This window comes from Pseudoblastomonas marina, assembly GCF_034374265.1.
Classification (GTDB): Bacteria; Pseudomonadota; Alphaproteobacteria; order Sphingomonadales; family Sphingomonadaceae; genus Alteriqipengyuania_A; species Alteriqipengyuania_A marina.
Genome location: NZ_CP139718.1, coordinates 1946757 through 1968065, shown reverse-complemented (window position 1 = coordinate 1968065; position 21309 = coordinate 1946757). Strand labels below are relative to the sequence as shown.

At 66.1% G+C, this 21309-nt stretch carries 23 protein-coding genes; 11 read left to right on the top strand and 12 right to left on the bottom strand.

Annotated features, from left to right (window positions below):
* The first annotated feature begins 22 nt into the window (after positions 1 to 22).
* Complete coding sequence (locus T8S45_RS09725; RefSeq protein WP_322293574.1) at positions 23 to 1216, top strand: AI-2E family transporter; 1194 nt, start codon at positions 23 to 25, stop codon at positions 1214 to 1216.
* A gap of 54 nt (positions 1217 to 1270) precedes the next feature.
* Here the strand turns inward: T8S45_RS09725 and T8S45_RS09720 are convergent, their stop codons facing one another.
* Positions 1271 to 1882, bottom strand: a complete 612-nt coding sequence (locus T8S45_RS09720) for a superoxide dismutase (RefSeq protein WP_322293573.1) — start codon at positions 1880 to 1882, stop codon at positions 1271 to 1273.
* A gap of 194 nt (positions 1883 to 2076) precedes the next feature.
* On the opposite strand from T8S45_RS09720, the gene glmM reads away from it, so the two are divergent.
* The 3 genes from glmM to thiD all read left to right on the top strand — a co-directional run bounded on the left by glmM (position 2077) and on the right by thiD (position 4536).
* Positions 2077 to 3420: a phosphoglucosamine mutase gene (gene glmM / locus T8S45_RS09715; RefSeq protein ID WP_188642613.1), complete on the top strand. Its 1344-nt coding sequence runs from the start codon at positions 2077 to 2079 to the stop codon at positions 3418 to 3420.
* Positions 3421 to 3645 (top strand): DUF1272 domain-containing protein, encoded by a 225-nt coding sequence (locus T8S45_RS09710; protein WP_188642612.1) that lies wholly within the window; start codon positions 3421 to 3423, stop codon positions 3643 to 3645. It begins immediately after the preceding gene.
* A 99-nt stretch (positions 3646 to 3744) separates the two neighbouring features.
* Positions 3745 to 4536 (top strand): bifunctional hydroxymethylpyrimidine kinase/phosphomethylpyrimidine kinase, encoded by a 792-nt coding sequence (gene thiD / locus T8S45_RS09705; protein ID WP_322293572.1) that lies wholly within the window; start codon positions 3745 to 3747, stop codon positions 4534 to 4536.
* A gap of 50 nt (positions 4537 to 4586) precedes the next feature.
* On the opposite strand, the gene T8S45_RS09700 is transcribed toward thiD, so the two are convergent.
* The 4 genes from T8S45_RS09700 to T8S45_RS09685 form a co-directional block, all read right to left on the bottom strand.
* Complete coding sequence (locus tag T8S45_RS09700) at positions 4587 to 4997, bottom strand: hypothetical protein (RefSeq protein ID WP_322293571.1); 411 nt, start codon at positions 4995 to 4997, stop codon at positions 4587 to 4589.
* Between the two features lie 254 nt (positions 4998 to 5251).
* Positions 5252 to 5992 (bottom strand): hypothetical protein, encoded by a 741-nt coding sequence (locus tag T8S45_RS09695; RefSeq protein ID WP_322293570.1) that lies wholly within the window; start codon positions 5990 to 5992, stop codon positions 5252 to 5254.
* Positions 5993 to 6171: 179 nt separating this feature from the next.
* Positions 6172 to 6591: a hypothetical protein gene (locus T8S45_RS09690; RefSeq protein WP_322293569.1), complete on the bottom strand. Its 420-nt coding sequence runs from the start codon at positions 6589 to 6591 to the stop codon at positions 6172 to 6174.
* 79 nt (positions 6592 to 6670) lie between these two features.
* Entirely contained in the window at positions 6671 to 7561 is an 891-nt protein-coding gene (locus T8S45_RS09685) for an LOG family protein (RefSeq protein ID WP_322293568.1), read from the bottom strand.
* A gap of 93 nt (positions 7562 to 7654) precedes the next feature.
* On the opposite strand from T8S45_RS09685, the gene T8S45_RS09680 reads away from it, so the two are divergent.
* A complete protein-coding gene (locus tag T8S45_RS09680) occupies positions 7655 to 8413 on the top strand; it encodes a class II aldolase/adducin family protein (protein ID WP_322293567.1) in 759 nt (252 codons plus the stop codon).
* Positions 8414 to 8433: 20 nt separating this feature from the next.
* Positions 8434 to 8961: a (2Fe-2S)-binding protein gene (locus T8S45_RS09675; protein ID WP_322293566.1), complete on the top strand. Its 528-nt coding sequence runs from the start codon at positions 8434 to 8436 to the stop codon at positions 8959 to 8961.
* Between the two features lie 11 nt (positions 8962 to 8972).
* Here T8S45_RS09675 and T8S45_RS09670 read toward each other — a convergent pair whose 3' ends face one another.
* Positions 8973 to 11117: a TonB-dependent receptor gene (locus T8S45_RS09670; protein ID WP_229658166.1), complete on the bottom strand. Its 2145-nt coding sequence runs from the start codon at positions 11115 to 11117 to the stop codon at positions 8973 to 8975.
* A 156-nt stretch (positions 11118 to 11273) separates the two neighbouring features.
* Here T8S45_RS09670 and T8S45_RS09665 point away from each other — a divergent pair, with 156 nt between their 5' ends.
* On the top strand, positions 11274 to 11618 hold the full coding sequence (locus tag T8S45_RS09665; RefSeq protein ID WP_188642605.1) for an arsenate reductase family protein: 345 nt from the start codon (positions 11274 to 11276) through the stop codon (positions 11616 to 11618).
* 39 nt (positions 11619 to 11657) lie between these two features.
* Here T8S45_RS09665 and T8S45_RS09660 read toward each other — a convergent pair whose 3' ends face one another.
* Positions 11658 to 12953: an MFS transporter gene (locus T8S45_RS09660; protein WP_322293565.1), complete on the bottom strand. Its 1296-nt coding sequence runs from the start codon at positions 12951 to 12953 to the stop codon at positions 11658 to 11660.
* A 181-nt stretch (positions 12954 to 13134) separates the two neighbouring features.
* Here T8S45_RS09660 and T8S45_RS09655 point away from each other — a divergent pair, with 181 nt between their 5' ends.
* Complete coding sequence (locus T8S45_RS09655) at positions 13135 to 13761, top strand: class I SAM-dependent methyltransferase (RefSeq protein ID WP_322293564.1); 627 nt, start codon at positions 13135 to 13137, stop codon at positions 13759 to 13761.
* 4 nt (positions 13762 to 13765) lie between these two features.
* On the opposite strand, the gene T8S45_RS09650 is transcribed toward T8S45_RS09655, so the two are convergent.
* Positions 13766 to 14572, bottom strand: a complete 807-nt coding sequence (locus T8S45_RS09650; protein ID WP_322293563.1) for a hypothetical protein — start codon at positions 14570 to 14572, stop codon at positions 13766 to 13768.
* A 59-nt stretch (positions 14573 to 14631) separates the two neighbouring features.
* Here T8S45_RS09650 and lipB point away from each other — a divergent pair, with 59 nt between their 5' ends.
* Positions 14632 to 15300 (top strand): lipoyl(octanoyl) transferase LipB, encoded by a 669-nt coding sequence (gene lipB / locus T8S45_RS09645; protein ID WP_188642601.1) that lies wholly within the window; start codon positions 14632 to 14634, stop codon positions 15298 to 15300.
* Positions 15297 to 15698: a hypothetical protein gene (locus tag T8S45_RS09640; protein ID WP_322293562.1), complete on the top strand. Its 402-nt coding sequence runs from the start codon at positions 15297 to 15299 to the stop codon at positions 15696 to 15698. The genes lipB and T8S45_RS09640 overlap by 4 nt, the downstream gene beginning before the upstream one ends.
* A 28-nt stretch (positions 15699 to 15726) precedes the next feature.
* Here the strand turns inward: T8S45_RS09640 and T8S45_RS09635 are convergent, their stop codons facing one another.
* Together T8S45_RS09635 and T8S45_RS09630 are read right to left on the bottom strand one after the other, a co-directional pair.
* Entirely contained in the window at positions 15727 to 16614 is an 888-nt protein-coding gene (locus T8S45_RS09635) for an HpcH/HpaI aldolase/citrate lyase family protein (protein ID WP_322293561.1), read from the bottom strand.
* Entirely contained in the window at positions 16614 to 17714 is a 1101-nt protein-coding gene (locus T8S45_RS09630) for an alkene reductase (protein ID WP_322293560.1), read from the bottom strand. Before T8S45_RS09630 ends, T8S45_RS09635 begins: the two co-directional genes overlap by 1 nt.
* A 55-nt stretch (positions 17715 to 17769) precedes the next feature.
* On the opposite strand from T8S45_RS09630, the gene T8S45_RS09625 reads away from it, so the two are divergent.
* Entirely contained in the window at positions 17770 to 18684 is a 915-nt protein-coding gene (locus tag T8S45_RS09625; protein WP_322293559.1) for a DMT family transporter, read from the top strand.
* On the opposite strand, the gene T8S45_RS09620 is transcribed toward T8S45_RS09625, so the two are convergent.
* A complete protein-coding gene (locus tag T8S45_RS09620) occupies positions 18681 to 20003 on the bottom strand; it encodes a DUF2254 domain-containing protein (RefSeq protein WP_188642596.1) in 1323 nt (440 codons plus the stop codon). The genes T8S45_RS09625 and T8S45_RS09620 overlap by 4 nt on opposite strands.
* The gene (locus T8S45_RS09615) at positions 20000 to 21304 is read right to left on the bottom strand and encodes a DUF2254 family protein (protein WP_188642595.1); all 1305 of its coding nucleotides are present in this window, start codon (positions 21302 to 21304) and stop codon (positions 20000 to 20002) included. Before T8S45_RS09615 ends, T8S45_RS09620 begins: the two co-directional genes overlap by 4 nt.
* Positions 21305 to 21309 lie beyond the last annotated feature (5 nt).

The following is a 21309-nucleotide window of genomic DNA, read 5'->3' as shown; positions in this document are numbered from 1 at the left end:
AACCGAGGAGCCCTGGCGCATAATGGCCGACGAACCGGCGGATCCGACTGCGGAAGACAAGGCCGCGCCCTCGACCGGCGCGCCGCCGACGCGGCGCCTGCTCGCCGAACAGGAATTGCGCCTGATCTCGGCGCTGGTCCTGATGCTCGGCATCGGCCTGTTCCTCGCCCTTCCGTTCGTGCTGTCGATCGGCTCGGTGGTGTTCCTGCCGGTCACCACCGCGATCATCCTCACGATCATTCTTTCGCCGTTGGCCGACCGTTTCAGCGGGTGGGGCGTACCCAACATCCTGTCCTCGCTGCTCGCGGTGATGATCTTTCTCGCCCTGCTGGTGGCGGCCCTGCTGACGATCCTCCAACCGGCGCTCGACCTGATCGACACGCTGCCGGCCTTCCTCGCCCGGGTCGGGGAACGCGTGATGCAATTGCGCGGTGCGTTCGCGTGGCTGGCCGATGCCGCCGCCCAGCTCGAACGCGTGCTCGGCAGCGAGGACGACCGCCAGGTCGTGGTCGCCAGCCCCTCGCTGATCCAGCAGCTCGCGCTCGCCACGCCGTCGGTCGTGGTCGAAACGCTGGTAACCTTCCTGATGGCCTTTTTCATGATCGAGGCGCGCGGGCGCTGGCGGCGCCAATTGCTGCTCGGTCGCAGCGATTACGGCGCGAGCCTCAAGGCCGCGCGCGTATTGCGCGACGTGCAGGACCGGGTGGCGCAATACTTCGCCACCGTCGCGACGATCAATTTCGCGGTCGGCGTGATCGTCGCGCTGGGGGCCTGGGCGTTGGGGATGACGGCGCCGTTGATGTGGGGCGGATTGGCAGCGCTGCTCAATTTCCTGCCCTATCTGGGTCCGCTTGCGATGACCGTGTTCCTGACGCTCTACGGCCTCTCTACCGACGGCAACATCCTCGTCGCGCTGATTCCCGCCTTCGCCTATGTCGGCCTGCACACGGTCGAGGCCAACGTGGTTACACCTTCGGTGCTCGGCGTGCGCTTCACGATCAACCCGGTGATCATCCTGATCGGGATCAGCTATTTCGCGTGGATCTGGGGCGTGGTCGGGGCGCTGCTGTCGGTGCCGATCGTGATCACGCTCAAGGCGCTGTTCCAGCACATCGGAAAGCCCAACCTGCTGGGCTTCGCATTCGGCGAGACGCTGTTCCCCAACGCCCCGGCCGAGCCCGCGCCCGAACCGCGGCCCGACAGGCCCCCCGCATAGGAACGGCGCGCCGCCCGGGTGGGCGACGCGCCGTTCATCAAGCGTTGCGCCGGATCAGCCGGGGTAGGCCCAGGTGCTGCCGCGCGCGAGGTTGTCGGCAGCGAAATCCCAGTTGAGGTGGTTGTCGACCACCGCGTCGAGATAGCTCGGGCGCGCGTTCTGGTGGTCGAGGTAATAGGCGTGTTCCCACAGGTCGATCACGAGCAGGGGGTTCTTGTCGCCATCGGCGATCGTGTCGGCATCGTGGCTGTCGACGACTTCGAGCTTGCCGCCATTGTCGACCAGCCAGACCCAGCCGCTGGCGAAGTGGCCGGCGCCCTTTTCCTTGAGCGTCTTCTTGAGCTCCTCGAGCGAACCGAAGGCGTCGTCGATCTTCGCCTTCAGGTCGCCGCTCGGGCCGTCGGTCGAAGGGGTGAGCGAGTGCCAGTAGAAGCCGTGATTCCAAGTCTGGGCCGAGTTGTTGAACAGGCCCTGATCGCTGCCGCGCGCGACCGAGATGACCTCGATCAGGCTCTTGCCGTCATGGGCCGTGCCTTCGATCGCGGCGTTGGTCTTGTCGACATAGGCCTTGTGGTGCTTGCCGTGGTGATAGGAAAAGGTTTCCGCCGAAATCGCGGGGTCGAGCGCGTCGTCGGCGAAGGGCAGGGGGATAAGGTCGAAAGCCATGAGATCTCCGTCTCTTTAGTCTTGTGTGGGTCGCGGGATTCCGGGTCGGGCGCGCGCATTCGCGCCCGCCTTCACCCTACCAACGCATGAAGTGGCTCACGGTTGCAAGCGCGATTTTTCGCACCCCGTGACTTTGCCCGCGAAACCGAGCATGTAGCGGCGCAGATCGAACGAACGACAGGCAAGCAGGCACGATGGCACGACAATATTTCGGCACCGACGGGATTCGCGGCCGGATCAATGCGGACAAGATGACCGCCGACATGGCGATGCGCGTGGGGCAGGCGGCGGGCTGCCACTTTTTGCGCGGCGATCACCGGCACCGGGTCGTGATCGGCAAGGACACGCGGCTGTCGGGCTACATGATGGAAAGCGCGATGGTCGCCGGCTTCACCAGCGTCGGGATGGACGTGGTGATGACGGGGCCGCTGCCGACCCCGGCGATCGCGATGCTGACGCGCGAGATGCGCGCCGACCTGGGCGTGATGATTTCGGCCAGCCACAACCCCTACGAAGACAACGGTATCAAGCTGTTCGGCCCCGACGGGTTCAAGCTCTCGGACGAGGACGAGGCGGCGATCGAGGCGCTGCTCGCCAGCGGTTGCCAGCTGGCCGATGCGCCCGATGTCGGCCGCGCGCGGCGGATCGACGATGCGCGGGGGCGCTACATCCACGCGGTCAAGCAATCGCTGTCGAACGATATCCGGCTCGACGGGCTCAAGATAGCGGTCGATTGCGCGAACGGGGCGGCGTACCAGGTCGCGCCCTCGGCGTTCTGGGAGCTGGGCGCGCAGGTCGTGACGCTGGGGACCAATCCCAACGGCAAGAACATCAACCACAATGTCGGCTCGACCCATCTCGAGGCGATCCAGTCCGCCACGGTGGCGGCGAACGCCGATATCGGGATCGCGCTCGACGGCGATGCAGACCGGCTGATCGTGGTCGACGAGAAGGGCGAGAAGGTCGATGGCGACCAGATCATGGCGCTGATCGGCAGCCAGTGGGCCGCCGACGGGCGCCTGCGCGGCGGCGGCGTGGTGGCGACGGTGATGTCCAATCTCGGGCTCGAACGCTTCCTCCAAGGCAAGGGGCTCGACCTCGTGCGGACCAAGGTCGGCGATCGCCACGTGCTCGAGACGATGAAGGCCAAGGGCTACAATGTCGGCGGCGAGCAATCGGGCCACATGATCCTGCTCGATCATGCCACCACCGGCGACGGCACGGTCGCGGCGCTGCAGGTGCTCGCGGCGCTGGTGAAGTCGGGCAAGCCCGCGAGCGAGCTGCTGCACCTGTTCGACCCCGTGCCGCAGGTGCTCAAGAACGTCCGGTACCCCTCGGGCAGCGCGCCGCTCGAAGCCGACAGCGTCAAGCGCGCGATCGCCGAGGGCGAGGGCCGCTTCGGCGACAAGGGCCGGGTCGTGATCCGTCCCTCGGGCACCGAGCCGGTGATCCGCGTGATGGCCGAAGGCGACGATGCCGACACGGTCGAGGACGTGGTCGATACGATCTGCGGCGCGGTCGAGAAGGCGGCGGGCTGAATGCTGGAGCTGAGACCGGATTGCGAGCGCTGCGGGGCCGACCTGCCGGCGCATCTGGGAGGGGCGTTCATCTGCAGCTTCGAATGCACCTTCTGCGCGCAATGCGCCGAGGCGCTCGACGAGCAATGCCCCAATTGCGGCGGCGAACTGCTCGACCGCCCCACCCGCGCGCCGGACTTGCTGGCGAAGTACCCGGCCAGCACCGAGCGGCGTCACAAGACATGACTTCGCACCGATCTCGTCTTTCCCGCGCAGGCGGGAATCGAGGGCGGCGTGGCGCAAGGCGACCCAGGGTCCCCGCCTGCGCGGGGATGACAATCTAAGATGGCCAGCAAACCTCCTCCCCGCATCCTGATCGTCGCCGGCTCGGACTCTTCGGGCGGCGCCGGCATCCAGGCCGATATCAAGACCGTCACCATGCTGGGCGGCTATGCGATGACCGCGGTGACCGCGCTGACCGCGCAGAACACGCAAGGGGTGCGCGACGTCGCGCCGTCCTCGCCCGACTTCGTGCGCGCGCAGATCGCGGCCTGCGTCGAGGATATCGGGGTCGATGCGGTCAAGATCGGCATGCTCGGCGGGGCGGCGATCGCCAGCGCCGTGGCCGAGGAGATGGACAAGCTCGCCGTGCCGATCGTGTTCGATCCGGTGATGGTCGCGACCAGCGGCGCGGCGCTGGCCGACGAGGGCACGATCGCAGCCTTCGCCCGGCTGATGGAGCTCGCCACGGTCACGACGCCCAACCTGCCCGAGCTGGCCGCGCTGACCGGCATGTCGCCCGGCAATTCGGTCGCGGTGGCCGAGGCGGCGCAGGTGCTGCGCGACCGGCATGGCTGCGCGGTGCTCGCCAAGGGCGGGCACGGGACAAGCGATCGGTTGCAGGACATCCTCGTGACCGAGGACAAGGCCGCGAGCTTCGACGACGAGCGGATCGACACGCGCCACACCCACGGGACGGGCTGCACGCTGTCTAGTGCGATCGCGACGCTGCTCGGCCACGGCCAGTCGCTCGAACACGCGGTGCGCCTCGGCCGCCAGTTCACCCGCAAGGCGATCCTCGCCGCGCCGGGTTTCGGCAAGGGCAATGGCCCGCTCGGCCACCAGGGCGTGCGCTGAAAGGGAGTGCCCATGGACCACCGACCGGGGGGTTTTGCAAAACTCCCCGCTCACCGGTTTGCACTCCCGCGCGCGACCGCCTCGCACAGCGCATCGTGCCGTCGCAAGACCCTTAAAAGCGCGGAATTGTCGGGCCTGCGGCGGATCGCGGTGAGCTTTCCGGCATAGAGCACGGGCTGGACGAGGCCCGTCTCGACCCGCTCCATCAGCGTTGGATTCGTAACCTTCCGCCAATCGGTCTTGGGGCACGCCATCTTCCCCATGCCGGGCAGTGCGAAGATATGATCCCATGCGCAGGCAAAGCTCTCCGCCCCCGCGCGCCGCCGCAGCCGATAGGCGCTCATCCGCGACATCCCCACGGCCCGCGCTGCGGCAGTCACCGATCCGGTGAGGTAGAGCTCGGCGAGGAAGGTGCATTGCCGCAGCTCGCTCCACCCGTCGCGCCGATGGCGCAACGGCACGGGCCGAAAGAAGGGCGGCTTTCGGCGGATACGATGGGCGGGGGGGTGGGACACGCGCCGAGGTTACGTCGGGCGCGTGCGGGTAGGAAAATGGTTTTGAGAGGGATGGCTGCTATTGGGTGGAAAGCCGACATTCAGATCACCCAAGTCTATTTTGGCATCTTGGACAAACTGGATCTGTGTGGAGGCAAAGGTTCACAGTTGTGGTATGGGGAGATAACAGACCAGCCGGTGCAAGCGATACTTACGGACCCTCACGGGCGATTTTCTATCAGCGAACGGACACTTTGCTCATCCAGGAATTGGCCAAAGTTGACGCTGGAATATTCGCCTACGTCGACCCCAACAATGCTAACTTGATTGCCTAGCACTAGAATAAAGGCGCCACCCGAGGCACCGCCGTTTTCGTCACAGAGATGGCTAAAGAAGGGCGCCCCCCGCTGTAAGGACGGCATTAGCTCGCACTCCCCTGATGTGTAGGTCGTCTTCGCGTCCAAATCTTCGTGATGTGCGATCAACTCAATTCCTTTTTTCAGGAAACGCTCGTCTGCTCGCAATAGGAGAGGCCTTACCGGATCATGCACCATTACGTCTCTTGGCACCTCATCCTCAAGCACGATGGTGGCAATTTGTTGAAATATTTCGAATGACGAGATTTTGCTTTCAAATACTTTATTTTGAATAGAATTATATATTCTGAAAACACATTGATTTGCAGTGAACCGGGGCCCAGTTTTCTCATCGTCTCCGAGGAAGTGGCCTGATCCAACTAGTTGTCGACGGCTATTGACCACTGTTGCGGATGAGGCGGTAAAAGCACCTGTCTGACGATTTTTACAATAGATGACACCCATCGCTTGACCGTAGATAGAATAGGCTTGGGGGTTTAGCGGGCGTCGATCATCAACTCCTCTCACTTCTGCCATCAACGAGCCTTCGCCGCTAAGTGCGAAACACAGGAGATACAAAAATGTGAGGCCAATGGACTTCTTCACTGTGCACGCATCAAGCTGTCGGGACTCCTATCGAGAGTCCGAAATTACTTGGACTAACGCAAATGTCAAAGTGCAGTCATGAGGCGGCCGCATAAGTTTAGCGTCCGCAATCGGGTCGTTACCCGACCGTCTGTTCCCGGCACTAGCCTATCTCGGTGAACGCGTCCCCAGATGGGTGGCTAGCTGTCGTTCTCGTTGTCCCATGACAAACCCGCTAGAATGCCCAGTCGGGCTCGAAACACGTAAGCAAGGAAGAGAAGTCCACCCGCCCAGAAAAGGGCCCAAGTCACGCTTCCTCCGAGCAACAAATGATAGCCGAATATCACCACGACAAAGGGGGCAAGAATTACGATCCCCAACGGAGCTGTGCGATTGAAAAACAGAGCGGAGCCTCCGAAGATGAAGCAAGCCAGCATCACAGGAACCACAAATCTCGTTTCTTCCAAAGCCCTTTGAAAGTCGGCACCGGGTCCGGGCCGCACATCGAAAGGGTTACCGCCTCCCGAAAGAAGTGAATAGCTGCCGTAAAGGCCGACAATTACAAAGAATGCTCCGTATCCAATCCTAAAGATTGATTTCGCCCAGCCGCCGATACTCATCGTGCCTCTCCCGCTATCACGGAGCAAAACTACGGCGCGACATCAATGTCCGCAATCGGATCGCAAGCGGACCTTTCAATCACCCCTCGATCCCGTAAAACTTCGCAATCGCGTCCCACGCCTCGGTCGCCGTCTCGCACCAGGTGATCAGGTCGAGGTCCTTCTTCGAGATCGTGCCCTCGTCGGCCAGCGCGTCGAGGTCTACCACGCGGTTCCAGAACTCCTTGCCGAACAGGATGATCGGCATCGGCTTCATCTTGCCGGTCTGCACCAGCGTGAGCAGTTCGAAGAATTCGTCGAACGTGCCGAAGCCGCCGGGGAACACCGCCACCGCCTTGGCGCGCAGCAGGAAGTGCATCTTGCGCAGCGCGAAGTAGTGAAAGTTCAACGAGAGATACGGCGTCACGTAGGGATTGGGCGCCTGCTCGTGCGGCAGGATGATGTTGAGCCCGATGCTTTCCGCGCCGGCGTCGCTCGCGCCCTTGTTCGCCGCCTCCATGATCGACGGGCCGCCGCCGCTGGTGATCACGAACTGGCGCTTGCCGTCCTCGATGATCGCCTTTTCGCTGACCATCTTCGCGAGCTGGTAGGCCTCGGCGTAATACTTGCTCTTCTTGACGAGGTTCTCGACCACGCGGCGCTCGTCCTCGGGCAGGTCCTTGGCGCCGTCGAGCGCTTCCTGCGCCGCCTCGGGCGGGGGGATGCGGGCCGAACCGTACATCACCAGCGTGGAGCCGACGCCGGCTTCGTCGAGCAGCATTTCGGGCTTCAGCAGCTCGAGCTGGAAGCGCACCGGGCGCAATTCCTCGCGCAGCAGGAAATCGGTGTCGCGGAAGGCGAGGCGATAAGCCGGGTGGCGCGTCTGCGGGGTGCCGTGCGGCGCCTTGTCTGCGAATTCGGCCTCCTGCGAGGCGTGGTAGAACTTGCTGTCGTCCGCGATATCGGACTTGTTCTTCTTGTCGTCTGTCATGCCACTTGCCCTAGGCAGCGCACGCCCGGGCCGCAAGCGTGCTTGAGCGCGTCACCGCAAGCCCTTATGCCTTTGCGCAGAGGAGAACTGATCATGGCCACCGCAGCGAGTCCGCAGGACAATTGCAGCCCCGAGGAATGGGAGGCGCGGGTCCAGCTCGCCGCCTGCTATCGCATCTTCGAGCATCTCGGCTGGTCGGAATCGATCTACAACCACATTTCGGTGAAGGTCCCGGGCGAGGACGGGGCGTTCCTGATCAACCCGTTCGGCCTGCTCTACGACGAGGTGACCGCGTCGAACCTCGTCAAGATCGACGTCGACGGCAACACGCTGTCGGGCAATTATCCGGTCAATCGTGCGGGCTTCACCCAGCACGCGCATTTCCATCGCCATATCGAGGATGCACACGCGATCTGCCACGTCCACACCACCGCGACGATGGCGGTGTGCAGCATGGAAGAAGGCCTCCAGCCGACCAATTTCTACGCCTGCGGCTTCATCGGCCAGATCGGGTATCACGATTTCGAAGGCGTCACGATCCGCCCCGAGGAGGGCGATCGCCTGCTCGATAACCTCGGCGACAAGCGGATCCTTATGCTGCGCAACCACGGCCCCGTGGTGATCGGCAAGACGATCCCGCAGATGTTCCAGACGATGTGGGCGCTCCAGCGCGCCTGCGAGATCCAGGTCGCGACCCTGTCGATGGGGCAGCCGCTCCACGTCCCGCAGGAAGTGCTCGACGTCCACCAGCGCGACCTCAAGGTGATGCAGGGCGATAGCGGCGCGGGGCTGTTCGATTTCGGCGCGTGGATGCGCAAGATGGATCGGATCGACCCGAGCTACAAGGAATAGGGCGCCGCGCCCCGGCAGCCATGGTGGCCATTCCGCTCACGATCAACGACCGACCGCTGGCGATCGAGATGGATCCGCAGACCCCGCTGCTGTGGGCGCTGCGCGATGCCGTCAACCTGACCGGCGCCAAGTATGGCTGCGGCAACGGCGATTGCGGCGCGTGCATGGTGCTGGTCGACGGCACCGCCTTGCGCTCGTGCCTGGTCACGCTGGGCGAGGCCGAAGGGCGCTTCGTCCAGACGATCGAGGGCCTGTCGCGCGGCGGGCTGCACCCGGTCCAGCAGGCGCTGGTGGACGAAGGCGCGATCCAGTGCGGTTTCTGCAGCCCGGGCATGGTGATGGCGATCGTCGGGCTGCTCGACCGGACCGCGCGCCCGAGCGAGGACGACATCGCCGCGGCGATCCCGAACATCTGTCGCTGCGGGGCCTATCCGCGGATCAGGCGCGCGATCCTGCGCGCCAGCGGGCAACGGCTTCCGCGCCGCGAGCAGGCAGAAGAAACCCCGGCGCCGGGGTTCGAAACGGCGCCGGGGTCCGATCCCGCCTAGCGGTCGATGCTTCAGAAGCGCAGGCGTGCGGTCAGCGAGGCGTTGGCCGGGCGCGCGGGCTGGATGTTGTTGTCGCCATGCGCCGAGGCGTAATAGGTCTCGTCGAACACGTTCTCGACATTGAGCTGGAAGGACAGCCGCTCGGTCGGGTTGTAGAACGCGGCGAGATCGACCCGCGTGTAGCCGGGCAGCGTCACGGCGTTGCTGAAGCTCGCGAACTGGTCCGACTGCGCGATCAGGCCGCCGCCGATCCCGAACTTGTCGGTGATGTCGTAGCGCGCCCAGGCGGCGAAGTGATGCTCGGGCAGCTGCTGCAGGCGGGTGCCGGCTGCCGCGAAATCGCTGTCCGAGGTGATCTCGCCGTCGAGATAGGTGTAGCCGAGATTGACGTGCAGCCGCTCGGCGATCTCGCCCGCGATGGCCAGCTCTGCCCCGCGCACGCGGCTCGCGCCGGTCAGCACGGTCAGGCCCGGATTGGCCGGGTCGGCGGCCTGCGTGTTCGAACGGTCGAGCTGGAACACCGAGGCGGTCAGCAGCAGGTCGGCGGCCGGGGCCCATTTCGCACCCACTTCGAAGTTATCGAATTTCTCCGGCTCGAGCGTCGCGGTGGTCGGCGACAGCGCGTAGAACTGGTCGCCCGATTGCGGCAGGAAGCTCTCGGCGTAGCTGGCGTAGAGCGAAACGCTTTCGGCCGGGTGGAAGACGATGCCGACGCGCGGGCTGAGCAGTTCGTCTTCACGCGCGAGCGTGCCGCCGGTGCCGAGCAGGTCGGTGGTTTCGAGATCGAAGCGATCGAACCGGACGCCCGCGATGAGGTCCACCATCGTACCGATATCGAACTGCGCCTGCGCATAGGCCGACTGGGTCGAAAGGTCCGAGGCGCGATCGCGGATCAGCGGCGTGGTCGAGACCGCCGGGAGAGTGAGGGTTTCGGCCAGCGGCACGGTGACGCTCGAGGCCGGGCCCGTCGCGGTGGCGAAGCTGATGCCGTTGCGGCCGTTGCGCGTGTCCTGCCAGCTCGCCTCGACACCGCCGAGCAGGGTCAGGCCGAAACCGTCGCCCTGCATCTGGTAGACGAGGTTGCCCTGCGCGATCCAGTTCTGGCGGGTGGTCTGGTCCTGGTAGCCGCCCAGCGTGACGGTGGTCGCGGTCGCCGACGACGGCACGACATTGGCGTAGACCTTGTCGAAATCGGCGAATTGCAGCGACGCGTTGGCCGAAAGCGCATCGGAGAATTCGTGGTTGAGGCGCGCGCGGGCGATGTGGGCCTGCGCCGAGGCGCGGTTGAAATCGCGATCGCCGAACAGCGTCTCGTCATAGCCCGCGATCGGCAATCCGTTCAGCGAGGGGACCCCGCGATCGGTCACGCGCTCGTCGTCGTCATAGCTGTAGGTGAGGGTCAGCTGGGTGTCCGGACCGAGACCGAAGGTGGCGGTCGGCGAGATGCCGAAGAAGCGCCCGCCGTAGAACTGGCGGTGGCTGTCGAATTCCTCGTAGATCGCGTTGATGCGCGCGCCGCTATCCTCGCCGAAGGGCAGGTTCGCGTCGACCGCACCGTGGAACGCGCCGAAGGTGTCGACCGAGCCCTCGAACTCGGTGAAGGCGTCGCCGCGATTGGCGACCTTGCTGACGCGGTTGATCACCCCGCCGCCGCCGCCGCGGCCGAAGATCAGCGCATTCGGGCCCTTGAGGACCTCGACGCGCTCGACGTTGTAGAGCGGGCGGTAATACTGCGCGTCGTCGCGCAGCCCGTCGAGATAGAAGTCGGCGGTGGTTTCCTGGCCGCGGATGAACACCTCGTCGCGATGGCCTTCGCCGGTTTCGAGGCTGATGCCCGGGACGAAGCGCAGCGCCTGGTCGAGCCGGGTCGCGTTCATGTCGTCGAGCTGGTCCTCGGTCAGCACGCTGATCGTCTGCGGCACGTCGATCAGCGGGGTCGGCGTCTTGGTCGCGGTCGATCCGTCTTCTTCCGAATAGGTCTCGCGCTTGCCGACGATGGTGATGTTGCCGGGCGCGTATTCGGGGTCGACGTCGTTCGAATCGGCGACGACCGGCGCGGCGGCTTCAGCCGCCTCGTCGGCCATCGCGGGCGAGGCGAGGGTGGCGATCGAAAGGGCGAGCAGCGAGGCGGCGGAGCGGGAATTGCGAAGTTGCACTTGCGGGGGACTTTCTGAACTTGGGTCGATGAGTAATTGCGAATCGCTCGCAAGCCTCTATTGCGAGCGATTATCAGTTGCAACCAAAGTCTCGCTGTTGGCGTGAAAAACTTGTCGCGCTAGGGGCGAGGGCAAATCCGACCTGGGAGAAAATCGATGAAGGCGACGATCTGGCACAACCCGAAATGCGGCACCTCGCGCAAGACGAAGGCGATCCTCGAGGACCGCGACGACGTCGAGCTTACGGTGGTCGAATATCTCAAGGATGCGCCGAGCCGGGACAAGCTCGCGCAGTTGTTCGCCGATGCCGGAATGACCCCCAACGAGGGCCTGCGCCTGCGCGGAACCGACGCCGAGGAACGCGGACTTCCCGATGCCGATGCGGATACCGTGCTCGAAGCGATGGCGGCCGATCCGATCCTGATCGAACGCCCTCTGGTCGAAACCGAGAAGGGCGTCGCGCTGTGCCGCCCGCAGGAAAAGGTGTTCGACTTGTTGTGATCTTCGCCGGCTAACGCACCCGGCAATGATTCCTACAAATCAGCCCCGCGCAACCAATTCCTCGTCGCGCTCCATCGAGCGCCAGCCGAGCAGCAGCACGGCCAGGCACAGCGCGACGATCGCACCGAAGCCGAGCCAGACGTGCTGGTTGTAGAGGAACACACCCAGAGCGGGCGCGAAGATATAGGCGGCTCCGTTGGTCGAGGCGACGATTCCCGCGACCTGGCCCTGCTCGGCGCGCGATACCGCGAGCGAGGAGCCCGAGGTGAAGCCCGGGCGGAACAGGCCGAAGCCGAGCGAGGCGAGCGAGAACCCCAGCGCGATCGTGTGCAGGTCGTCCGCCACCGCGACCACCAGCACCCCGACCAGCGCGAGCCCCACGCCCCACAATGTCGAGGCGCGCGGACCGAGGTCGAGCGTGGGGATCAGGCCCCATTGCGCCACCAGCGTCGCGAAGGCACCCGCCATCAGCACGAGCCCGGTGGGAGCCGCGCCCAATTCGGGCGTGGCACGCAGCCCGAGCCGGTCCAGTATGAGGAAGCCGATGATGCCGAGCACGGCTGCCTGCGCGTGTCCGCCGACCAGCCCGGCGACGATCCAAGGGCGAAGCCGTCGGTCGCGCCATGAGAGTTTGGGCGGATCGGGATCGGGCTCGGCACCGACGGGCCGGTCTTCGCGCTCGTCGTCGGCTTCGCGCAGCTGCGCGTTGGAGGCGGCACTGAAGGGAGCGGCGACCACCCGGCCGCGTGCGGCGTAGGTCGGATCGTCATTGGGCAGGATGAGGCGCAGCGCGACAAGCATCGCCACGCCGATCAGCGCCGAGGCGATGAACGGACCGGTCAGCCCGACCACGGGGAAGATCAGGAGCGGCGCGATCGCGGGGCCGATCACCGTGCCTAGTCCGAACGAGGAAGCGATCAGCGCGAGCACGCGGGTGCGGTCGGATCGCGGCGTGCGGCTGGCGACATAGGCCTGCACCGCCGGTGGCGCGGCCGATCCCAGCCCGCCGTAGAACGAGCGGAAGGCAGCAAAGAGCAGCAGCGTCGCGGTCGCGCCGAGCAGGCCCTTGAGCCCGAACCACAGTACCGCGCCGCACAGCGCGAAACTGGCGATGAAGCCGATCATGCCCAGCGCCATCATCGCCTTGCGGCCGCGCCGGTCCGAGCGTGCGGCCCAGTAGGGAGCGGTGGCCACCCACAGCAGCGCCGACCAGCTGTATGCGAGGCTGATCCAGACGTCGGCAACCCCCAATGCGGTGCCGATCGACGGCATCACCGATTGCATCGCGGTGTTGCCTGCGGCGGTCACCAGCATGACCATGAACAGCACCGCCATTCGGTCCTTGGGTAACGAGGCTCGCGGCGCCTCGGCAGTTGGCGGTTTGTCCGGCCACTCCGAACGGGGAGAAGATGGGTTGCTATCTGCCATGCAAAAAAGCGGCTAGGCCTTCCCCCGCATGCTTGCAACGCCGGAGGCAAGCTGCCACCAAACCGCCGAAGTTTTCGAGGGAGATCGAATGTCGGGTCGAGATATTGCGCGCGAGGCGCCGGGTAGCGGGTTGCGCCGCAGGATCGAACGCAGCCTCGGGGCATGGGGCGTGTTCTTCAAGGGCTTCGTGCGCGAGCCGGTCATGGTCGGTTCGATCATTCCCTCCTCGCGGTTCACCGTGAACAAGATGCTCGACCCGGTGAAGTGGGACGAGTGCGACCTGTTCGTCGAGTACGGACCGGGTGTGGGCACGTTCTGCCAGCCGGTGCTCGACCGGCTGAAGCGCGACGGCACGCTGATCGTGATCGACACCAACCCGCTCTACATCGACTATTTGAAGCGCACGATCACCGACAGCCGCTTCCACGCTGTGCTCGGCTCGGCCGAGGACGTCGAGGAAATCGTCAAGGCGCACGGTTTCGACCATGCCGATTACGTGCTCTCGGGCCTGCCGTTCTCGACCCTGCCCGACGGCGTGGGCGAGCGGATCGCCGCCGCGACCGGCCGCGTGATCCGCAAAAGCGGTGCCTTCCTGGTCTACCAGTTCTCCGCCGCCGCGCGCGATTTCATGGCCCCGCATTTCGCGCGGATCGACAGCGGCTTCGAACCGCTCAACGTGCTCCCCTGCCGCCTGTTCTGGGGCTGGAAGGGCTGACGCCCTAGTCCTCGACCGTCGGCGGGACGCTGGTAGTGCCGGTCGGCCCGGCAGACAACTGGCGATAGATCATCGCGATGCAGGCGATCACCACGACGGTGACAGCGCTTTCGAGCACGGCGGACACGATCAGCGCCAGCTGCTCGCCCGTCTCGGACCCGGCCACCGCGATGAATACCAACCCGAGCACGGCGCCGATGATCGCCATCACGATCGCGGCGGCGATGACGAGCAGCAGCAGGAAAAAGAAAATCCGCAGGCTGTTGCCCTGGGTGATGGCGAAGGATCGCTTGAGGATCGTGACGGGATTGTTCGTCCGTTCCGCCATCAGCACCGGCCCCGACAGGATTGTCCGCATCGAGATCCAGATCGCCACCGGGATGACGAACAGGATCAGGAATACGCCCACACCACCAATTGCCAGCGGGATCGCGAACAGCAGGCCGACCGGGATGCCCACCAGCAGCGATGCCCCGATCATCGGCAGCAATCCCTTGACGGCATCCTGCAGGGCCCCGCTGACCGTGCGGTCGTCGCGGCTCGCGGCGAGCCGGTAGATCGCGAGCGATCCCAGCGTCGAAAGCACCAGCGTGATGAGCATGATCCACCAAGTCTCGCCGTAGAACGCGCCGAGGATCGTGACCATTTCGTCCCATGTCGCGTTTTCGGGGACTTCGGGGGGAACGAACATCAAGCCGAACACCGCCGCCGGCAGGAAGAACAATAGGCCGGCGATAACCGTCAGCAGGCCGGCATTGTTGCGCGTGAAGCGAAGCCCGCTCTGCCAGGCCTGATCGAGATCGAGTTTCATGTGGGGTCCCTTCCGTTTCCCCCTTGATAAGCGGTCGAGGGCACGCCACGCAATCGCCGATGGACGTTAATGCCGAAATCGAGTGGCTGCGCGAGGCGGCGCCCGTGCCCTATCGAGCGGCGCTGGCGGAGATGACTGCGCGCAACGCCGCGATTCGCGAAGAGGGTGCGCGCGAACTCGTCTGGCTGCTCGAGCACCCGCCAGTCTACACGGCGGGGACGTCGGCCGACGAGACCGAACTGCTCGATCCGCGTTTCGACGTCGTGACCGCGGGGCGCGGCGGGCGTTATACCTATCACGGACCGGGACAGCGGATCGGCTATGTCCTGCTCGACCTGACGAAACGCGCGCGCGACGTGCGCGGCTTCGTCCACGCGCTCGAGGGCTGGGTGATCGCCACGCTCGCCGAATTCGGGGTCGAGAGCTGGCGCGCCGAAGGCCGCATCGGCATCTGGACGCAGGATATCGACGGGCGCGAGGCCAAGATCGGTGCGATCGGCGTGCGCGTGCGGCGCTGGGTCACGATGCACGGCTTCTCGGTCAATCTCGATCCCGACCTGTCGCATTTCGCCGGAATCGTGCCGTGCGGGATCGACGAATATGGCGTGACGAGCCTCGCGCGGCTTGGCATGATGGTTTCGAGCGAGGAATGGGATGCGGCGCTGCTGCGCCATGCCGACGATTTCCTCGCCGCGCTCGGGCGGGCCTGCCCCAAGGAGGATTCGTGAGACTAGCCGTTGTGATGGTGGCGCTGCTGGGCGTGTCGGCCTGCGGCGGCGAAAGCGCTGGCGAGGTGGCCGAAGGCGATGCGACCGGCGAAGTGCTGCCCGGATCGGCCAGCGATGCGATGATCCCGCTCGACCAGCTGCGTTCCGAAGCGCCCGCCGACCCGCAGGGCACGAGCGTGCCGACCGAAGAAGGTACGGAAGACGGGGAAGCAGGCGACGCCGCCAAACCCGATGGCAGCGCGCCCGCTACGGAAACGCCCCGGCCGGGGGGAACCGCGACGTCTCCCTCCCCCGCACCGGCACCGGCGCGCCCCTCGGCACCTGCCAAGGCCGCATCGTCCGATGCCCCGCCGCCGCCGGTCTCGGTCCTGCCGTCGAAGACCCCGAGCGACGAATAAGTCCGCTGGGGCGGCTGCCCGCTGGCGGCTAGCTGTCCATCCCGAGCACGCGCCGCGCCAGCTGCAAGTGCGGCTGGTCGAGCATCTTGCCGTCGAGCGACAGCGTCCCGACCCCCGGCTGGCTGGCGAAGGCGGCGACGATCCGGCGCGCCTCCTCGACCTCTTCTTCGCTCGGTGTGAAGGCGCGGTTGATGACCTCGACCTGCTTGGGGTGGATCGCGAGCATGCCGGCGAACCCGTCGGCGCGGGCATTGCGCGCGGCGGTCTCGAGCCCTTCCATGTCGGAAAAATCGTCCCACAGCGTGTCGATCGCGGGCACGCCCGAGGCATGCGCCGCGAGCAGCACCTGCGCGCGGATCATGCGGAAGGCGTCGGTCCAGTTCTTGTTCGCGTCGCGCTTGCGCGAAGCCCCGATCGCGGCCGAGAGATCTTCGGCGCCCCAGGTCAGCCCGCCCAGTCGCGGCAGCGCGGCCCCGGCATAGGTCCCGATCGTCAGCGCCGCCTGCGGCACCTCGCTCACCAGCGGGAGGATCCGGGTCGTGCCCTTTTGCGCGCTGCCCGCCTGTTCGAGCTGGTAGAGCTCGCCGGCGAGCTGGCTGACGCTGTCGGGGCCGAGCGCCTTGGGCAACATGATCCCGGCCGGCGCGCCCGGCATCACCGCGCGCAAATCCGCCGCCCAGTCATCGGTGTCGAGCGCGTTGACGCGGATCCAGCGCTGCGGCGCTTCGGGATCGAGCGCTTGCGCTTTTGTCCGTTCGAGCCACTCGCGCGCCATCTCGCGGCCTTGGTGCTTGTTCTGCGGAGCGACCGAATCCTCCAGGTCGACGATGATCACGTCGGCCCCCAAATCCATCGCCTTGCCCAGCTTCTTCTCGCTGTCGGCGGGGACGAACATCCACGAACGGTGTTGCGACATCACGCGGCCTCCTCTGCCATCGTCGGATAGTCGATATAGCCGGCGGGCCCGGGCAGGTACCAGCTTGCGGGCACGTCCTTGTTCGGCGCGAGCGGCGCCTGCTGGGCGAGCCGCTGATCGAGGTCGGGATTCGAGATATACGGGCGTCCGAAACTGATCGCGTCGCAGCGGCCGAGCCGGACGTCGCGCGTCGCATCCTCGCCGGCATAGTCGCTGTTGAAGATCAGCGGCCCGGTGAAGATATCGCGGATCATCGTGCCCTGCTTGGGCACGCCGGTCTGGCCGAAGGTGCCGTCGACCCCCGGCTGGCGGAGTTCGAGATAGGCGATGCCGAGCTCTTCGGCGACGCCTGCCGCCGCACCGAACGTGTCGGCCGGGCTGATATCGTCGCAACCTTGCGTCTCGCCATTGGGCGAGAGCCGCAGTCCGACGCGGTCGGCGCCGATCTCGGCGATCAGCGCGGTCAGCACCTCGCGCAGGAAGCGGGTGCGGTTCGCGGTCGAGCCACCATACCTGTCGTCGCGAAGGTTGGTCGAGCGGCGCAGGAACTGGTCGACGAGGTAGCCATTCGCGCCGTGCAGCTGCACCCCGTCGAATCCGGCTTCCATCGCATTGGCCGCGGCCTTGGCATAGTCGGCGACGACACGCGCGACCTCGTCGGTGCCGAGCGCGCGGGCGGGCTGGTAGTCCTGTCGCCCGGTCGGGGTGTGCGCGTGCCCCGGGGCGCAGGTCGCGGAGGCCGAGACCGGCGGTTCGCCGTCGAGGAAGTCCGGGTGGACGAGACGGCCCATATGCCACAGCTGGCAGGCGATCCGGCCGCCGGCCTCGTGCACCGCGCTCGTGACGCCCTTCCAGCCTTCGACCTGTTCCTCGCTCCACACGCCGGGCGCGGCCGGCCAACCGAGCCCTTCGCGGGTGATCCCGGTTGCCTCGGACAGGATCAGCCCAGCGCCGGCGCGTTGGCGATAATAGGTTGCCATCATCTCGTTCGGGACCGAGCCCGGCTGGGTCGAACGGCCGCGCGTCAGCGGGGCCATGAGGATCCGGTTGGGCGCATCGATCGCGCCGAGCTTGATCGGCTGGAACAGGGCTTCGGTCACGCAGGTCTCCACGATTTTCTCTAGGCAGGACGTGCCGCTCGGCTAGGGCAGGGCAATGGGCATTGCAACGCATGACGAGACCGAGGGCAAGGTGCCCGCGCTGGCCTTCGCCGCGCTGCTTGCGGGCAATGCCGCGCTCGCGATCGGGCCGTGGTTCGTCCGGGTCGCCGATAGCGGTCCGGTGGCAGCCGGATTCTGGCGCCTTCTCATCGCATTGCCCTTGCTGTTGGCTTTCGCGTGGCACGAGCGAAAGGGCGCCCCGCCGCTGCCGCGCCGGGTTCTCTGGCTGGCGCTGGGTGCAGGCGTGTTTTTCGCGCTCGATCTTGCCAGCTGGCATGTCGGGATCGAACGCACCCGGCTCGGCAACGCGACGCTGTTCGGCAATTCGGGCAGCGTGTTGCTGATGGCGTGGGGCCTGTTCCTGTTGCGGCGCCTGCCGACCACGAAGGAAGCGATCGCGGTGGCGGCGGCGCTGGGCGGAGCCGCAATCCTTCTGGGACGCAGCCTCGAGATTGATCCGCGCTTTCTGGTCGGAGACCTGTTCTGCATCCTCGCCGGACTCCTCTACACCTTTTACATCCTCGGCCTCCAGCGTGCGCGGATGCAGGCAGGCAATTGGACCCTGCTCGCAATCGCCAGCGCCGCTGGCATACCTGTCCTGCTGGCAATCGCGCTTGCGCTTGGCGAGCCGGTCCTGCCGCAGACCTGGTGGCCCAATATCGGCCTCGCCTTGTCGAGCCAGATCGTCGGCCAAGGCTGCCTCGTCTACGCACTGCGCTATTTCGCGCCGCTGATCGTCGGCATGGCGCTGCTGACCCAACCGGCGATCGCTGCGGTGATCGGCTGGTTCGCCTTTCGCGAGGCGGTGTTGCCGCTCGACGCGCTCGGCATGGCGCTGGTCGGCGGGGCGCTCGTGCTGGCGCGATCGAGCAGGGCGGGCGACCCGGCGCGACTGGCGAAAATCAGCTAGCCGAACGCCTTTTCGAACGTGGCGAAGCGCGCCTCGACCGCCTCGAGCTCGGGCCCGACCAAATGTTCGCGCGACTGGCGGATGAGCAGGTCGCCCTCCTGACGGAGCAGCGCGTCGCGGCTCTCGCTGACGAGCGAGGAGCGCGCATTGAGCAGCGCATCGAACATCGCGAGCGCGGCAATCCGGTTGGTCGCCACGCCCGAGCGGATCGAGCCGAAGCCGCGCTGGAGGTAGTGCCGAAAGTCGTCGTCCAGCGTGACCACATGGTCGTCGATATCGTCACCGTTGCCGAGCTTCAGGCGGAGGTCGCGGCCGCCCAGTTCCGCCGTCGCCGCGCCGAGCCAGTGCAGCGCCGTGATCGCGGTGAAGGGATCGTTGATGCCGGGCGACAGTGCGCGCAACCCGATCTCGACCAGCTCGTCGATCAGGAATTGGAGGTCCTGCCCGGGGGTCCGGCGGCTGCCGAGCGCGAAGGCCTCGCGGACCTCGTCGTCGGGACAATCGGCAGCCTCGTCGTCATCCTTCACCCAGTAGGCCAGCACCATGTCGCGATGAACGAAATCGCCCGTGCGCACCGCCATCACGAGGCAGCATTCGTTGCGGTCTGCAACCCGGTGGAGCTTCTCGTAGTCGACGATCTGGATGTAGCCGTTGCCGGTTGCACGAATCGGAATGCCGTCGGGCCGGTTCTCGGGTTCGATCCCGGCATCGTCGTCGGGGAAGCGGTGGCGGACCTTCTCGATCAGCCGCGCGCCGATATCCTTGAGTACCGAATTGATCCGGATCGAGGCGGGGATGTGATTGAGGAAGAACACCAGCACCGCGACCGACAGGGCCATCAGCCCGTAGGCGACCAACAGCGACAATTGCGGCACGAAGCCCGGCAGCGCGGTGGAAACGGCGTCCTCGAAATTGGCGGCCGCCTCGTCCTCCGCCCGCACACTGCGGAGCACGGTGATCGCGTAGACGAAGGTACCGATGAAGGTCGCGAGACTGAACTGGTTGCCGCGATCCTCCATGAAATTGGTCAGCAGGCGCGGGCCGTAATTGCCGCTGGCATAGGCCACCGCGGCGATGGTGATCGAGAACACGGTCGAGGCGACGCCGATCATGCTGCCCGCGATCACGGTGAGCATGTTGGAGGCCCCCTCGGGCCGCGCGGGGATGATGTAAGACAGGTCGGTCAGCCGGTCGGACCAGCCACTCCGGTCGAGAGAGATCGTGACCACGGCCAGCAACACCGCCGCGCCCGCGAACAGTGCCGGGAGGAACCAGTAGCTAGCATTGATATTCTGCCACAGGGCGCGCAGCTGGGTCATGCGGCGACCTTGAGCGGCGACGCGTCGTCGAAGCGGAGATAGGCCTGTTCGATGGCGGTTCGATCCTTTCGATGTTCGGCATTGTCGGCGGCGTGGGCGCTCAATTCCTGCGCCCTTTGCCTGAGAAAGGCGAGAAGGTTCGGCGAAGCATCCCCCGCCGCCAGCAAGGCATACAGCCGCCCGTAATTCTCGATCATCCGGATCGAGACCGAAGGGTAATCCGCCGCGGCCTGGCGGAACTGGTCGAGCGGCGCGTCGAAAAGGCCGCGGAAATCCTGCCCCGGCAGTTCGAAGCGCGGATCGTCCGCCCAACAGGAAGCCTGCCCCTCGTCGACCCAGTTTACGGCCTGCCCGGCCATCGCGGCGGCGAGCCGGTCCGCACAGGCGAGCGCGGTGTAGAAATCGTTGATCCCGGGCGACAGCGCGCGGGCTGCCACTTCGACCAGCAGGCGCACTTCGAACACGGTCGACTGCACGCCCGATCGGAAGTCCCCGATCGCGATCGCCTTGCCGATGGCGTCGACATCGTCGGGGCGCGAGGCGAAAAGGGCGATCGGCTCGCCGTCCAGCACGTGGCTGCCCGGCGGCGCGCAGATGCGGATCGCTTGGCAGTGATCGGGCACGAGCTCGCGCAGGCGCGCGAGATCGACCCCTTCGACATATCCCTCGCGCGGGGTGGAAAGCACGTAGGACCAGGGGCCATCGAACGCCTCGCGCGCATCCAGCCGCAACGTCACCTCCGCTGCCGCGGCACCGACATGCGCGATCGACCGGTCGACGAACATGGTCCGCCCCAGATCGTGGATCGCGACGCCGAGCATGCCGAGATTGAACAGCTGGAGGACGAACATCGCCGCGAGGGCGAAATGCGGCAGGGCGGAGAGTTGTGCTTCGGGATCGAGCCGGGCGAGCACGATGATCGAGAAGACCAGGCAAAAGGTCAGCCCCGCCATCGACAGCCGGACCAGTCCCTTGTCGAGCCAGCGATCGACCAGTCGCACGCCGAGATGCCCGGTGGCGAGCGTCAGCACGATCAGCGTGACCGACCAGTAGAGCGTGAGAAAAGCGGCATCGATGCCGACGATCGCGATCGCGAGGTCCTGCGCGGTGTCGGCGGCGACCAGCAGGTTGAGCCCCCGCGCGAACACCCATGCGCCGGCCCCCGCGCGATCGGCCCACAGGACCAGCGCGGCGACGATCGGCGCGGCGATCACGGCGACCGCGGGCAGCGACCAGTAATTCGCCACCAGCCGGTGGAGAATCCAGGCCCTCAGCCCCTTGAGTGGCGTGCCACCGGTCAAGCGCG

Bases quoted from the DNA above. Each gene is read 5' to 3' on its own strand.
- T8S45_RS09720 (WP_322293573.1), bottom strand. From the start codon at position 1,882: ATGGCTTTCGACCTTATCCCCCTGCCCTTCGCCGACGACGCGCTCGAC.
- T8S45_RS09665 (WP_188642605.1), top strand. From the start codon at position 11,274: ATGAAGGCGACGATCTGGCACAACCCGAAATGCGGCACCTCGCGCAAG.
- T8S45_RS09625 (WP_322293559.1), top strand. From the start codon at position 17,770: ATGGGCATTGCAACGCATGACGAGACCGAGGGCAAGGTGCCCGCGCTG.
- T8S45_RS09680 (WP_322293567.1), top strand. From the start codon at position 7,655: ATGGCCACCGCAGCGAGTCCGCAGGACAATTGCAGCCCCGAGGAATGG.
- T8S45_RS09655 (WP_322293564.1), top strand. From the start codon at position 13,135: ATGTCGGGTCGAGATATTGCGCGCGAGGCGCCGGGTAGCGGGTTGCGC.
- T8S45_RS09660 (WP_322293565.1), bottom strand. From the start codon at position 12,953: ATGGCGGTGCTGTTCATGGTCATGCTGGTGACCGCCGCAGGCAACACC.
- T8S45_RS09725 (WP_322293574.1), top strand. From the start codon at position 23: ATGGCCGACGAACCGGCGGATCCGACTGCGGAAGACAAGGCCGCGCCC.
- thiD (WP_322293572.1), top strand. From the start codon at position 3,745: ATGGCCAGCAAACCTCCTCCCCGCATCCTGATCGTCGCCGGCTCGGAC.
- T8S45_RS09635 (WP_322293561.1), bottom strand. From the start codon at position 16,614: ATGTCGCAACACCGTTCGTGGATGTTCGTCCCCGCCGACAGCGAGAAG.
- T8S45_RS09620 (WP_188642596.1), bottom strand. From the start codon at position 20,003: ATGACCCAGCTGCGCGCCCTGTGGCAGAATATCAATGCTAGCTACTGG.
- glmM (WP_188642613.1), top strand. From the start codon at position 2,077: ATGGCACGACAATATTTCGGCACCGACGGGATTCGCGGCCGGATCAAT.
- T8S45_RS09710 (WP_188642612.1), top strand. From the start codon at position 3,421: ATGCTGGAGCTGAGACCGGATTGCGAGCGCTGCGGGGCCGACCTGCCG.
- T8S45_RS09685 (WP_322293568.1), bottom strand. From the start codon at position 7,561: ATGACAGACGACAAGAAGAACAAGTCCGATATCGCGGACGACAGCAAG.
- T8S45_RS09650 (WP_322293563.1), bottom strand. From the start codon at position 14,572: ATGAAACTCGATCTCGATCAGGCCTGGCAGAGCGGGCTTCGCTTCACG.
- lipB (WP_188642601.1), top strand. From the start codon at position 14,632: ATGGACGTTAATGCCGAAATCGAGTGGCTGCGCGAGGCGGCGCCCGTG.
- T8S45_RS09675 (WP_322293566.1), top strand. From the start codon at position 8,434: ATGGTGGCCATTCCGCTCACGATCAACGACCGACCGCTGGCGATCGAG.
- T8S45_RS09690 (WP_322293569.1), bottom strand. From the start codon at position 6,591: ATGAGTATCGGCGGCTGGGCGAAATCAATCTTTAGGATTGGATACGGA.